The sequence below is a fragment of the Brevibacterium moorei genome (genome assembly GCF_024580735.1).
GTDB classification, from domain to species: Bacteria; Actinomycetota; Actinomycetes; order Actinomycetales; family Brevibacteriaceae; genus Brevibacterium; species Brevibacterium moorei.
Map to the genome: position 1 here is coordinate 84,203 of NZ_JANIJX010000008.1, position 13,261 is coordinate 97,463.

10 protein-coding genes and 1 CRISPR repeat array (1 of these 11 only partly in view) are annotated in these 13,261 nt (G+C 63.1%); of the genes, 1 reads left to right on the plus strand and 9 read right to left on the minus strand.

Annotation, left to right across the window (positions count from 1 at the left end; translation table 11 throughout):
- Positions 1 to 1,783: a CRISPR direct-repeat array (repeat unit 28 nt; unit sequence GGATCATCCCCGCTGGCGCGGAGGCAAC) (it extends 6,430 nt beyond the left edge of the window).
- Positions 1,784 to 1,849: 66 nt separating this feature from the next.
- From cas2e to NQ034_RS07445, 9 genes are all read right to left on the minus strand, one after another.
- On the minus strand, positions 1,850 to 2,221 hold the full coding sequence (gene cas2e, locus NQ034_RS07405; protein ID WP_257047996.1) for a type I-E CRISPR-associated endoribonuclease Cas2e: 372 nt from the start codon (positions 2,219 to 2,221) through the stop codon (positions 1,850 to 1,852).
- Complete coding sequence (gene cas1e, locus NQ034_RS07410; protein ID WP_257047998.1) at positions 2,221 to 3,165, minus strand: type I-E CRISPR-associated endonuclease Cas1e; 945 nt, start codon at positions 3,163 to 3,165, stop codon at positions 2,221 to 2,223. Before cas1e ends, cas2e begins: the two co-directional genes overlap by 1 nt.
- 97 nt (positions 3,166 to 3,262) lie before the next feature.
- Complete coding sequence (gene cas6e, locus NQ034_RS07415) at positions 3,263 to 3,994, minus strand: type I-E CRISPR-associated protein Cas6/Cse3/CasE (protein ID WP_257047999.1); 732 nt, start codon at positions 3,992 to 3,994, stop codon at positions 3,263 to 3,265.
- Positions 3,984 to 4,721 carry a type I-E CRISPR-associated protein Cas5/CasD gene (gene cas5e / locus NQ034_RS07420; protein ID WP_257048001.1) on the minus strand — a complete coding sequence of 246 codons (738 nt, stop codon included), beginning with the start codon at positions 4,719 to 4,721 and terminating at the stop codon, positions 3,984 to 3,986. The genes cas6e and cas5e overlap by 11 nt, the downstream gene beginning before the upstream one ends.
- Entirely contained in the window at positions 4,721 to 5,866 is a 1,146-nt protein-coding gene (cas7e, locus tag NQ034_RS07425) for a type I-E CRISPR-associated protein Cas7/Cse4/CasC (protein WP_257048002.1), read from the minus strand. The genes cas5e and cas7e overlap by 1 nt, the downstream gene beginning before the upstream one ends.
- A 67-nt stretch (positions 5,867 to 5,933) precedes the next feature.
- On the minus strand, positions 5,934 to 6,524 hold the full coding sequence (gene casB, locus NQ034_RS07430; RefSeq protein ID WP_257048004.1) for a type I-E CRISPR-associated protein Cse2/CasB: 591 nt from the start codon (positions 6,522 to 6,524) through the stop codon (positions 5,934 to 5,936).
- Between the two features lie 46 nt (positions 6,525 to 6,570).
- Complete coding sequence (gene casA / locus NQ034_RS07435) at positions 6,571 to 8,208, minus strand: type I-E CRISPR-associated protein Cse1/CasA (RefSeq protein ID WP_257048005.1); 1,638 nt, start codon at positions 8,206 to 8,208, stop codon at positions 6,571 to 6,573.
- Between the two features lie 84 nt (positions 8,209 to 8,292).
- Positions 8,293 to 11,352: a CRISPR-associated helicase Cas3' gene (cas3, locus tag NQ034_RS07440; RefSeq protein ID WP_257048006.1), complete on the minus strand. Its 3,060-nt coding sequence runs from the start codon at positions 11,350 to 11,352 to the stop codon at positions 8,293 to 8,295.
- A gap of 212 nt (positions 11,353 to 11,564) precedes the next feature.
- Positions 11,565 to 12,056 (minus strand): DoxX family protein, encoded by a 492-nt coding sequence (locus tag NQ034_RS07445; RefSeq protein ID WP_257048007.1) that lies wholly within the window; start codon positions 12,054 to 12,056, stop codon positions 11,565 to 11,567.
- Positions 12,057 to 12,241: 185 nt separating this feature from the next.
- Here NQ034_RS07445 and NQ034_RS07450 point away from each other — a divergent pair, with 185 nt between their 5' ends.
- Positions 12,242 to 13,213, plus strand: a complete 972-nt coding sequence (locus NQ034_RS07450; protein WP_257048008.1) for a polysaccharide deacetylase family protein — start codon at positions 12,242 to 12,244, stop codon at positions 13,211 to 13,213.
- Positions 13,214 to 13,261 lie beyond the last annotated feature (48 nt).

Below are 13,261 nucleotides of genomic sequence, written 5' to 3' on the forward strand. Positions count from 1 at the left end.
CGCGGAGGCAACCCGGCCGCAACCTGCGTTCGCAGCTGCGTGGCAGGATCATCCCCGCTGGCGCGGAGGCAACGAACGGCCTGAAATTGTGCGGGTGGGAGATTGTGGATCATCCCCGCTGGCGCGGAGGCAACCCTATCCCTCATCCAGTACGGCGGACGCCCACGGGATCATCCCCGCTGGCGCGGAGGCAACGATCCCATCGTCTCGCACACGACCCGCCCTGACGGATCATCCCCGCTGGCGCGGAGGCAACAACCCGAGAGTCGCAGACATCACCACACCCACGGGATCATCCCCGCTGGCGCGGAGGCAACCCGTGCCGGGTGAGTTGGACACGGTGAAGTACCGGATCATCCCCGCTGGCGCGGAGGCAACAGGAATGCGCCAGGTGCCGGCTTGCCTTTGGTCGGATCATCCCCGCTGGCGCGGAGGCAACCCGCCACCAAGTACAAGTCTGAAATGTCCGCTGGGATCATCCCCGCTGGCGCGGAGGCAACGACGGTGGAGGCTTCACGCAGATGGCGGCACAGGGATCATCCCCGCTGGCGCGGAGGCAACAGCCTTCTGCCGCCTAGTCAGTGACTCTGTTCCGGATCATCCCCGCTGGCGCGGAGGCAACATACAGGGCAGGCTTCCCGCCGATCACGTAGATGGGATCATCCCCGCTGGCGCGGAGGCAACCATCGGTTCTCTTCCAGGTGTTTGGCGGTCAGGGGATCATCCCCGCTGGCGCGGAGGCAACGGGAGATTGTGCCACTCTGCCCCTGTTGGGCTGGGATCATCCCCGCTGGCGCGGAGGCAACCCGTCGCCTGCGATGCCGTGGGCGTACAGTTTCGGATCATCCCCGCTGGCGCGGAGGCAACCCTGAGTGGTTCGCAGCCATAAAGCTAGCGGTCGGATCATCCCCGCTGGCGCGGAGGCAACATCGGGTCATCGTCCACATGGCCGGCATCACAGGGATCATCCCCGCTGGCGCGGAGGCAACGTTTCAAGGGCTGCGGTGGCGCGGTCCCACCAGGGATCATCCCCGCTGGCGCGGAGGCAACCGTGAGATTGGCAGCGTGATGTTCGCGGGCTTCGGATCATCCCCGCTGGCGCGGAGGCAACGAGTTGGAAACCTGGTGGCCGATCGTAGCTCGGGGATCATCCCCGCTGGCGCGGAGGCAACGTTTCGCCTTGGACGCGATCAGTGGCGGGCGTCGGATCATCCCCGCTGGCGCGGAGGCAACAGCGGCGGCAGTACGAACTGCTCGGATGGGACGGGATCATCCCCGCTGGCGCGGAGGCAACACGGCTCAGGTGCAGGTCCTCGACGCGGCCGACGGATCATCCCCGCTGGCGCGGAGGCAACCTGGCGAGCTGGCTCTGAGCTGTCCTCGCCGTTGGGATCATCCCCGCTGGCGCGGAGGCAACCTACGGAGGGTGGGGCCGTTTCGTCGTTACTCGGGATCATCCCCGCTGGCGCGGAGGCAACGTCGAGAAGATCGCCAAGTCTATCGACAAGACCGGATCATCCCCGCTGGCGCGGAGGCAACTATCTTGTCGCGTTCCGCGTTGTCCTTGATCGCGGATCATCCCCGCTGGCGCGGAGGCAACGGCTTGGAGGATGGGTCGAAGGCTGCTGATGCGGGATCATCCCCGCTGGCGCGGAGGCAACCATCCGACACGATTTCAGGCCGTTCTAGGGCCGGGATCATCCCCGCTGGCGCGGAGGCAACGGCCACCCTGGCCGGGGTCCCCGCCGAGGTAGCGGATCATCCCCGCTGGCGCGGAGGCAACACTTGCTGACCTGCAAGTTTGATCCTCAATACCCCGATTTTAGATGAGTTTGAATGCGTTCCGCCCTCACGTCCGGTTCCTGGAAGCGAAGCTCCAACCGGTCTGCAAACCGCCCTTGTCGCTATCGGCCAAGCGCTCGCCGCGGCGTCGGATCTCCGTTTGTCCCGGGTCCGGACGGGTGATGAGCTTTAGACCGTCGAAGTCGGTTACGGACCAGGTGTTGCCGTGCGTCCGGAACTCGAGTCCCTGCTCGTTCTGCGCCGACCACACCATCGACGCCCGGCCGGTCCCCACACCATCCAGAATGCGGTCCCAGATCTTCTCCCTGACTCGTGAAGAGGTTTTGCCCACAAATGTCCCGGGCGATATCTCCAGGAGCCATCGGGTCAGTTCGCCCCGGAGCCCGGCTGGGCACGCCGCCACCACCACGACCAACATCAGTTATCCCCGTCGTAGTTGGCGCCGCCCGCGACGTTCCCTTTGGGATCCCAGAGGCTGATGACATTGTCGTCACGCCCCAAAGAGTCTAAAGCGGCCGCGGCATCCTCGGGCTTGAAGAACAGGGTGGTGATATCGCTGATCATGCGGCTGATGATGTGCCCGGTGTTGATTGCGTCCCTGGCCCTGTGCCGAACGGCCGAACCGATGTCCGGTGGGTCCTCGGCTGCGATGTCGAAGGCAAGCGGAATGGTTATCTCCGCCTTATACAAATCCGCGATGTCGTAGACGAAAGCCCTCTCGTGTCCATTGTGCACGAACCCCAATCCAGGCGAAGCCCCGATTGCCGTGATCACAGCATGCGTCAATCCATACAAACAGGTGTGAGCCGCACTGAGCGCCATATTGATCCCGTCCGAGGCATCGAAATCCACCGCATCGAAATCTCGACGCCTCCATTGCACCCCGGTCCGCTCGGATTCTTTTTTGTATATGCGTTTTACCCGAGCGCCCTCGCGTCCTCGCAGCTGTTGCATGCTCAAACCGGAGACGTCTTCGTCCGGGAACCGCATGGCATACATGGCCCGTGCCACGGCGACTCGACTGCGCACGTTCGACACCAGTTCGGCCTGCTTCACCAGGTACCGGGTAGATGATGCCAAGGACCGGCCGTGGGCATAATACCGTATCCCGCGCTCGCCAACCCACACTGTGGAAACCCCGCATTCGCCCAACAGGCTCATGCCCTGATGAGTGATCCGGGTTCCCGGACCTACCATCAAACAGGCGAGCCCGGCGCCAGGGGCGTATGTCGTGCCCTCCTCGGTGCGGATGGTCAGCGCGTTGCGGTCCCGGGCAATCGTGGCTCGCTCCACATAGAGGAAGGAGAGGCGGTCACGTATCCGAGTCAGTTCATATCGTTCCAACGGTTTGGAGCCCTGCATGGTGACACCTTTCAGCGATGAGGACGTGTGAGAAGAAGCGTGTGGCCGGGCGACACCTATGTGTCGCCCGGCCACACTGAGGAAAGGGCCCTCGGCGTCAGGACCGGGGGACCGGGGCCAAAGTTAACAAACCGCAGCCGTAACCCTTTGCCGGGCCGATGCCCTGAACCAACGCCTTCCGAAGCGATTCGGGATCCGTGACCCGTAATAGCCCGTCGAATCGGGCCTGGGTAATGGTCACTGTCTTGGCGACCTTCCCATTAGCCGGTTTTCTCCGCGCGAATCGCACGACCTTGCGTTCTTCGATGCGGAACGACGGAGCGGAGGACGCTGAACCGGTTTCCGAGTCTGTTGAACCGGGAAGAGGGGATTCCACATCGAATGCCGCTCCAATCTGGTCGGCCTTGCCCAACAGCCACTCCTCCTGATGCGCCGCAGTGACATGGGGGACCCGTTTACCGCGGGTTCCCCGTGCGCCGGCGACGTTGTGCACGGGATTGGCTGCCAGCCGGAATTGCCAGACCTGGCCCTCCGCCAATCGATCGAGCAGTGGTGCGTAGTCGGCCACGCCCCACGAGACCTTTGTCGGCCAGCCCGCTTGCTCGACAATGTGGGTGAAATCCGGGGTCTCCGGACTCACCACATAGACCACGGGATTGTGACTGCCGGCGTCCACCCGCCACAGGATTCGGGCACCGGCGCCGGCGGCATCGACCGCGTCCTCGGCCGGGAACGAAGCGGCCACCGCCGCGTGCATTCGCTGGGGCGAGGCGAGCAGACGGCCGGTGCCACGCCTGGCACCGTTGAGCTCTAGCTTGCTAAGAAACAATCTGGCCTCCCAAATAGCTGAAGGGATCGTGTTTGTCGAAGACCGGTGCCGGTGCCGAGGTCCCGGCCGGCTGTGCCGGAACCACCGGGTTGACGATGTCTTCCCAGTCCTCGACAACCTGCCGGGTGCCGAAAAGGCGCCGGTCCGGATCGAAGCTCACGGGATCGTCCTCAAAGGTGGCAGTCGGGGCCTCTCCTGGCAACAGGTCACGGACGATGCGGATCTTCACCACAGGATTGCCGTTGTCCTTCATGACCCGAGGGCTGGCCTTCCAAGGAGTAGACCGGAGCAGTTCCGACATCGATGCCCGATGGACCCCCAGGCTCAGCTGTCCTGCTGGTGGGAAGGCCCGGCGGCCCAGGTACAAGGGGAAGACCGGGCTGGCCATCGCGGCATCCAGGCTCTGTACGAAGTCGTCGGGACCCTCGACTGCGGCCAAGAAGACGGCATCGCTCAGATAGTAACGGTAGGACAGCGGCGCCGTGACTCCTGTGCGCTGCGCGGTTTGGAAATCGCGCATGAGTCTGCCCGATTGTTCGACCCGCACACCCATCGACAGCTGCGCAAGGTCCTCGATGGAATCGGTGCGCCGGCGTCCCAGGGCCGAGGCCAGGAGCCCGACGACTCCTGACTTGGTCGGTTGTAGCTCAGTGGTCCGGCGGGTGAAACGGCCCTTGACTCCCCACGATTGCATGGGGCCCGCGAGCCGTAGCAACAGGGTGCTCATCAGGCCTCCTGGGATTCCCGAAGCGCGGAGACCGCGGACACCACCGCATCGCTCGCCGCCTGGTCCAGGGTGGAACGCCGGGCCAGCGAATCGAGCTCGGCGGCTTTGTCGCCCAAGCCCGCGGTCCAGTAACCCTGCGCGGCTCCGTAGGTATCGTCGACGTTCTGGGCGTACTCGACCAACTTTTCGACCGCAGGAGTCACATATCCTCGGCCTGCCCCGATCGGATCTTCGAACGCTTCGACGAAGCTGATGGGGCGGTCTGTGCGCACCGAGTACACAACGGCCGCCGGGACAGTCTCGTTGCCGAACGAGTTGACCTTGCCGGTCGGCAGACTCAACGCGAAGGATTTGGCAAAGGCTCCCAACGCCTGTTCGACTGCCTCGGTCGTTCCCAGGTTCCTCTGCAACTGGGAGAGGTTGACTGTCGCATAGCGATACAGGGTCGAAGAGTTGAACTCCACCGTGCCGATCATCCCTGCTCCCGCGTCGCGATCCGGGTCCTCGGCCTTCGCATCGTCGACCGCGGTGAAGAAATCGGCCTCGGATTCAACCGCATGCACGGAGATGGCATGAGCCACCTGGGCTGCGGCGTCGACGCCCAGATCGGTGAGGTCTGCGATCATCCGGCCGAACAAGGCGATGTCCAGGGAATTATCCGAAGACAAGATCTCCTTGTATGTCTTCTTGGCGAGCTTCGCCCCGTTGTTGTGGTCCTCGACCGCCTGACGGGCTGCCTTGGCGATCTGCAGGTGGCTGAAGAACAGGAGGTAGGATGCCTCGGTTTTGGGCTCGGGCTCGTCGGCTTGGGCGTTCTTCGCCTTCTTGGGCTTTTCGACCTTGACCCCGATCGTCTTGATCACTTCTTCGGCCAGGACTTCGGCACTGTCCTCCATCGCCGGATCGATAGCGGTGATCTCCCTGGCGAGCAGTTCGATGATGCGCTTCGTGCGGATTCCGAGTTCGCCCTTGTCGACGTACTGGTCGAAAGCCGTGCGGGTCGCCCGCTTCCACGCCTGGGAGGACACCCGAGCACGGCGGACGCCGCCGTAGAAGGCTGTCTTGGGTGCGCCGGTGTCATCCCGGTTGAGGTTGCTGGGCGGAACGGACTGCAGGACGTGAATGTCGAGGAAGGTGTTGGACATGGTGTTCTCCTAAGTGGGGATTCAGTTCTCAGTGGATGAAAATATGCGTGTGCGTGGATAGGGCGCATCAGTCCTGCGGTGTTTCCGCACTCATGGAATTCGGGTCCTTGCGGTATCTGAAGAAATCACGGCTCCAATTCCTCTGCACATTGGCCCGGAGTGAACGGTCCTGCCAGTAGTAGAGGTCTTTGGCAAGGACGCCGAAGTCCAGGCCGATGCTACGGCGTTCCATCAAACCCACGAGGTTGCGCAGGTGCCGCTGCAGTCCGGTGACGGATTCCGCCTGAGCGAGCTTCGCCAGACGTTCCCACACCGCGCCGCGTTCCATATGCTCATCGGGGTGGTCGGCGAGTTTCCGTGCCGCTTCGCCCAGGCCACGCCACCGGACGTGCATGGGAGCGCTCTTGGACTGCTGCAACTGGGCGAAACTGGTCATCGCGATGTGTACGGCGATTTCCACCCGGTCATACCGGCTCTGACCGTAGGTGTCCGCGTCCGGGTCATTGTTCGGCAAGAAGTCTGGGATGAGGTACTCGCCCACCTCCCACGCGGTTCCGGGCTCAGCCGCCGTCGCATGCCGGAGCTGGGCCAGAGCGGCACGGGCGGTGGGATCTCCTTCAAGGTAGCGGCTCTGCAAGGATGCCGCTTGGGTCCTCACGAATCTTTCCGCCTTCTCTGCGACGGAACCGGTTCTTGTCTCTGGTTCAGGATTTGTCGTCATGATTCTCCTCTTCGAAGGCAAATGGGAGTGTCTTCGCCAGCCCCCTGCGCAGATAGATCAGGGCCAGCTCGGTATTGAGCCAGGTCTTATTCTCACTATCGACGATGCGCCCGAGATAGGACTCCTCGCCCGCCTCGTCCGCCATGGTCTTCGCCTGGTTGAGTGCCGCGACTTTGAGGGCCTTCTGCCAATGTGCGCGGGCATCGGTCCAAGCAGTGTTTTTCTCCAAGAGCGTCAGCCACTGTTTGAAGAGCTTGCCGAAGAGCAGATAGGCCTCTTCCTTGGCCTCGGCGCGAGGTGTGTCGGCCATATCGATCCCGCGGGCCTTGGCCAGATTTGCGGCATACGTCCCCAGATACCAGGCGACGGTGTCTGCCTCGTCGATAGCTGCCAACACGGTGCGCGCAGCGTCGACTGCCTCTTCTTCTAGAAGGAACGGCGGAACCTTGAGACTATCGTCGGTGACCTCGGCAAAGGTTGCGCTCTGAGGGCCGTACTCCACGCCGAAACTTGCGATATCAGGCATAAAGCCAACGTCCAGCTTGCCTGCGGCGGCCAGGGCACCGATCCATTGGAGAATTCCCGGCTCCTTGAACTGTCGTTGGTTGTCAACGAGTGCTTGGGCCTTAGTCGGTAGCCAGGCGGTCAAGCCTCTCCACACGGCCTTGTTTGGGTCGACCATGCCCGGCATGAACACTGTGGTGTCGAACTTCTTGGACTGGGGCTTGCTATAGCGCCAGGTCATCATCGGGTCCAGATCGTATTTGTTCTGTTCCGCCAGGGGATCGCCATAGCAGAGCACGACTCGGACGACTGATTGGCCGTCGAAGACCAATCGCAGTCGCCGGGCCTGCCAGGTGTAGACCTGGATGAAGCCCCGGGGTCTGGCCGGGCTGTCGAATTCTGGAACAGCTCCGGGATGGGGACGTTCCCATGGCGGAAGATCATCCGGACTGCTGATCGCTCCGATGGTTTCCGGCGCAATGTAGTTGAGCTGCAGGGTGAAGGCGAGGTCCTCGCCGGAGGCGATGAGGATTTCGCCTTTGCCACCCCAAGCGGTTCCCAGGGGGTAGACCTTTCCATTCTTGGCCCGGGGGTCACGGCGGTCCGGAGTCTTGATGCCGGAGGTGTCGTATGCCTGGGTGTGGACCAACCAGCGTGCGGCCTCGGCCGGGGTCATTCGTTCGAGGCTATCGGGCCCGCGCTGAGCGAACATCTGTACATTCGCGGGGTAATCTGCGACGAAGGTCCCAAGGCCCTTGGGGTCACCCTTGGCCGGGCCCAGGTCGGCTACCTGGAAGAACGGTTCAGTGGGGTGTCGCAACCAGAACCGTTCACGGTGTTTCGCCAGATAGGCCCCGACTTGGTCGACCGTGTCCTGCCAGTCATTCGTTCTGGTGTCCCAGTCACTTGGATCTTTGGGCAGACCCAGCGCCCTGGACATGATGGCGACGAGGACCCTCAGGAGGGCCGGCCGCATCGTGGGGAGTTCACCGTTGAGCCGGCGGATCGACTCGGCTTTCCTGAACACCTCGTTGATGGACAGCTCAGCGTCCGTGCCATCGGTCAGAAGGACTGGGATCCACGGTTCGTCGATGAGGTTGAAGAACGGTTGGTTCATCTGGGTAGACACCTCCTCTGCGTGGATTGTGGGGGATGCGGACATGAGCTTCCTTCCTATAGGTGTCTTGGCGGTGGGACGGCGTTATCGGCGAGATGCCTGAAGTCCGTCATCCAGGTCATAGATGATGGTCCAGTCGCCAATTCGGCCTGTGCAGCGGTGCGGATTCCCCTCATCGGTTTGCAGGGGGAGGATCAACTGCCCGCGGAGTAGAGGCGAGTGTTGCAGGTTCGGCCGCCCCAGTTTCTCCAGCTCGCCGATCACGGCATCACCGACTTTCCCCTTGGACATCTGGAAGGGGAGACGGATGGATGAGTTGGCGACTGCCTCGGCGATGGTCCAGGGTACGGGGCCCTCATCCGGGATGACCTCACCACGGTGTTCGGGCAACCAGTCCAGGGTCCGCCAGCCGGTGCCGTCGGTGAGGACGAGCAGCACTTCGATGGATTCGGAGCCGTCCCTGACCCTGCCGCGTGCGCGGTTGTAGGGGTCCGGGTCGTCGGCTTCACCGTCATTGTCCTGCAGCCAGCCGTCCAGGCCGCTGAGGGAAGCCGTGGGCGTAGTGGCCCAACGATTCGCGAAGTCTTCGATCTCCTGTACCTTGGTTGCTGCGTTTTGGGTAGCTTCATCCATTGCCAGTTGCCAGTCTGCCGGACCGATGGGGTCAGTTCCGTAGACGGTGTGGACCAGAGTCGGAACGTCTCCCGGAGTCGTGAGAGAGCCCGGCACGCCGCACACCTGCTGTAGCGCAGCGAGTGAGCGGAGCAGAACATGTTCACCGTAGATGGCGATGCTGTCCCCGTTGATCTTCGGCGGGATGACTGCGGGATCTGTAATGCCCGCGATGAAGCAACGCGGATCGCGCAGTGGCTGCGGTCGGGTCCGGCCCGCATGCCGGTGGACGCGGCCGAGCCGTTGAATCAGCAGGTCGACGGGGCACAGGTCGGTGATGACTGCGTCAAAATCAATGTCGAGGCTCTGTTCGACAACCTGGGATGCGACTACGATGGCCCGTTCGGGACGTGCGCCGTCCTTGCCGAAGCGGTCCAACAAGTCTTGGTCCAACTGGGCTCGGTCGCTGGCTGCGAAGCGTGCATGGGCGACGTTGACGACGTCGGCGCCGAAGGCCTCGCGGAGTAGCTGCGCGGTGTGCTGAACGCGTTTCACGGAGTTCCGAATCACCGCGATGCAGCCGCCTTCCGCAATGAGTTCGCGAACTGTCGCCACCAGGGTCGAGTCATCGTCGGTGAGTTCCTGCAATGCGACGGATCGGTTCGGCTTGCCAGGGAATTCCGTCTCCGTGACCGAGGTTCCGGTCACCAACGTGAGCACTGGATACTTGGGTGCAGTAGACGTGTCTGCCTGGGCCGTAACGGCAATCTCGTCGCCGTCCGGGTTGGTATCTCCGGCAGAGGCCATCGCCGGGGTCTTCGCCCTTTGTCGTAGGCCCCGACGGTAAGCCGCAGCGAGGTCGGCCTTCTGTGCCGGGGGCAGTGTTGCGGTGAGGATGATCGTGGGTATGCCCAAGCGGCCCAGCCATTCCAGAGAATCGCGCATGAAGACCTTCATCGTCGTGTCCGCAGCGTGTGCCTCATCGATGATGACGACCTTATTGGCGAATCCACTGTGGCGCAGCATGACGTGGCGCGCCTTGAGCGATGCCATGAGGAGCTGGTCGACAGTTCCTACGACGAAGTCGGCCAGGATGCGTTTTTTGCGGCCGGACAGCCAGTCGTGGGTACCAGGTTGGAGGATCTTGGTCTTCCGATTCCCGGCAGCTGCATCGTGGCATTCGGTCGGAGCCTGGGCCGGGGGGCTCTGGAAATCCAGTGCGTCTGACAGCTCAGCCGTATCCGAGGTGTCCTTGGGCCTGATGCGGCGCATGTCCCGGTAAGTCCGATTCAGCAATGATTTGCCGTGGGCTAGCGCAACGGACACCTGACTGTCCGGAGAATGTGATTCGACGTGGCGCAACCATTCGGCGACTCGGGTGAAAATGGCATTCGTCGTAGCCTGCGTGGGTAGGCCGATGAACACACCCGTGGCTCCAGTCGCCTGGGCCAGGTTCTCCGCAGCCAGAAGCGCGGCCTCGGTCTTGCCCGCACCTGTTTCGTCCTCCAAGATGAGCAGCGCCGACTCCGTGAGGTCCTTGGTCTCGTTGAACGCGGCTGATTGACCGGGACGTGGTGTGGCAGCATCGGGTAAGTCGAACCGGTGGCGCAGCGCGACATCGGCGGAAGGCGCCGGTGCCGGTCGCCATTGGCTGGGGAGCCGCAGCCTTTTCCATGCGTGGTCGACTCGCTCCTGTGTCGATGCACAGGAGCAGATGTCCTCCTCCAGCTCGATCAAGGGGAAAACGTCCTGGTTCGATGCGATCCAGTCGGCTTGGATGACCAAGCCAGTCAGTAGAGACAGAACTGCCCGGTCAAGGACGAATCCGGGGTCCTTCCATATCGGAGCAGCGAAATCGAGTCTTGATACGTCGATGATGTGGTGGGCGAGGGCCCGCTGCACATGTGGCCAGGGGGAGTCTTCCGAGCCGAGCCGCGCCGGCCACAATTTCTGCTGCATCAGACTCGTTGTCGGCTGGATGGGTGTTGTCATCCCGTGGTGGGCCCCTGCAATGCTGGCCATCTGGTGAACGATGGGGAACTCCACTGGAGTCGGGTGACGCTTTTTCTTGGATGCCTGTCCTGGTTCCTGCAGCCCAAAGTCTTCGCTCAGCACCCGGGCCAGGATGATCTCCGAGGCCAGGGAATGCGGGAACTCGCCTTGGCTTGCAACAGGTTCGGCATCATGGGTGTTCAGGGCAAAGCCCGGGTCGTCGAAAGCCATCTGTGTCTGTTCGAGCAGGTGTCCAGCCATCTTGTCTACCTGTCCTTGGAACGCCGGGCCAGACTTGCCGAGGTCATGCGATGCGCCGAGGAACCAGACCAGCTGGTCTAGTTCTACATCAGTCGGCAGTGATGCGGTGAGGACGCGCCGCTGTTGTGGGGACACTCTGTGGTGGAGCAGCCGCGTGGCGACTTCCCCCGTGTCGTACAGGTGCACTGGCAGAGGGAGCCAATGGGTGATCTGGCCGGTGTCGGGATCCAGTCCCGTCTTCGCCCAGAGGTGGGCGGCAAGGGCGAGATGGTCATTCATTGCGGGGAACTTCCTCGGTGAGGTCAGGGTGATTCATTTGTTGGGGATCATTCTGAAGTCGACTCTAGAGCAAGTTCTAGAACTCCGAACCCTCCGTCGCTAGAAGCCCCTCCGAATCACCGCTCAACGCACGCGATCGCGGCCGGTACGCCATGTACCGACCGCGATCGCGTGCCGTATGAAGGGCCTCGGCCCTGCACTCAGACCTGCCCTCAGCGCTTCCTGGCCAGAGCCCGGTCCAGGCCGAACCGGCCCGGGCCCACCGCGGCGATGGTCGCCGCGGCCAGGGCGATCATGGCGACCAGTTCCCAGCCGCCGCTCGAGACGATGATCCCCGCCCCGGCATGGACCAGGAAGAAAGCGCCAATCATGTCGAGCACGACCAGGAGTCCGACGATCGGCGTGAACAGCCCCAGGATCATCAGTGCGCCGCCCACGTACTCCACGGCCAGGGCGAACACCAGTGCTAAGGCCGGGGCCGGCACGCCCATGCCCGCGAACATCTCGACACCGTCGCCGAAGCCCTGCATGCCCCACTTCTGGTAGCCGTGGGCGATGAGCACCACGCCCAGCAGGACTCGGGCGATGAGCAGAACCCAGTCCCGGACGGCGGTCGGCAGTGTGAAGAGCCTGCGGTCGGAATCCGCCGAGGTCCCGGCTGGACTGGTCTTGGTCGTTTCGGTCGGCATGCGGTCGGTGGACATCGATGCTCCTTCGAGGATTGGGACCCGACGGCGGAGGTCTCCTGCTGTCGGATCGATGATTGCTGGTCCCGCAGACTCTAGGAGAAATAGTTGAGTTTTAAATTAATGCCCGGATGGTATGGGCTGGGAGTCTGTGCACTCCCACCCCAGTTGAGACTCCTCACCGGCTGTGCGAGGATCGAAGGATGAAGACCAGCCCCCGCTCTGTCGCACGCTCCGTTGAGCGCTCTGCAGCCCCTCGTCACCGCGCCACGCTCGCCAAGACCCTGACAGCATCGGCCCTGGCGGTGACGCTGGCACTGACCGGCTGCACCTCGGGCACCAGCTCGAATGAAAGCGGCAACGACGCTGCCAACGCGACGAACGGCACCGGCGGCGCCCAGGCCTCGGCCGCGGCGGAGCCCACCGAAACCCAGGACCCTACGGCCCTGAAGCCGGGCACCAACCACAGCTATGCGGCGGACGAGGCCGGCTACGTCTATAAGTCCAAGGACGTCCACGACTGGCTGTGGGGCGAGAAGAAGGAATCGAAGACCTACCCGAAGAAGAAGATCGCCTTCCTGACCTTCGACGACGGCCCCACGAACACCACCCCCAAAGTGCTCAAACAGCTGAAGAAGAATGACGTGCCCGCCACCTTCTTCGTCATCGGCGGAGAACTGGGTGTCGAGCGCAAGGGCAGCCCCGCCCACCTCAAAGACGAGATTGCCGCCGGCCACTCCGTCGCGATCCACAGCTACAGCCATAACTTCCACAAGCTCTACCCCGGCCGGGTCGCCAAGCCCAAGGCCATCGTCAAGGAATACGAGAAGACCCTGGCCAATCTGCGTGAGGCCGTCGACCCCGAATTCAACACCCACACCTGGCGCTACCCCGGCGGCCACGGCTGGAACGGGATGAAGCCCGCGGACAAGGCTCTGAATGCCAAGGGCATGAACTGGATCGACTGGAACTCTGAGAACGGCGACGGCACGGATACTGCCTCCTCGACCGGATCCGGCCGCGCTCAGCGGGCCCTGTCCACGATCGGCACGGACACGCGCGTGGCCGTCATCCTGATGCACGACTACAAGGACAATGAGCCGACCGTCGATTCGATCACCCCGGTGGTCAAGCGCTTGAAGAAGCTGGGCTTCGAATTCGGCGTGATGGACTGAGCTGTTGGATGGGGCCAAGGACTGAGGGAGCGGGCTGCGGTGATGGAC

Bases quoted from the DNA above. Each gene is read 5' to 3' on its own strand.
- cas5e (WP_257048001.1), bottom strand. From the start codon at position 4,721: ATGAGCACCCTGTTGCTACGGCTCGCGGGCCCCATGCAATCGTGGGGA.
- cas2e (WP_257047996.1), bottom strand. From the start codon at position 2,221: ATGTTGGTCGTGGTGGTGGCGGCGTGCCCAGCCGGGCTCCGGGGCGAA.
- cas3 (WP_257048006.1), bottom strand. From the start codon at position 11,352: ATGAATGACCATCTCGCCCTTGCCGCCCACCTCTGGGCGAAGACGGGA.
- cas7e (WP_257048002.1), bottom strand. From the start codon at position 5,866: ATGTCCAACACCTTCCTCGACATTCACGTCCTGCAGTCCGTTCCGCCC.
- NQ034_RS07450 (WP_257048008.1), top strand. From the start codon at position 12,242: ATGAAGACCAGCCCCCGCTCTGTCGCACGCTCCGTTGAGCGCTCTGCA.
- NQ034_RS07445 (WP_257048007.1), bottom strand. From the start codon at position 12,056: ATGTCCACCGACCGCATGCCGACCGAAACGACCAAGACCAGTCCAGCC.
- cas1e (WP_257047998.1), bottom strand. From the start codon at position 3,165: ATGCAGGGCTCCAAACCGTTGGAACGATATGAACTGACTCGGATACGT.
- casA (WP_257048005.1), bottom strand. From the start codon at position 8,208: ATGAACCAACCGTTCTTCAACCTCATCGACGAACCGTGGATCCCAGTC.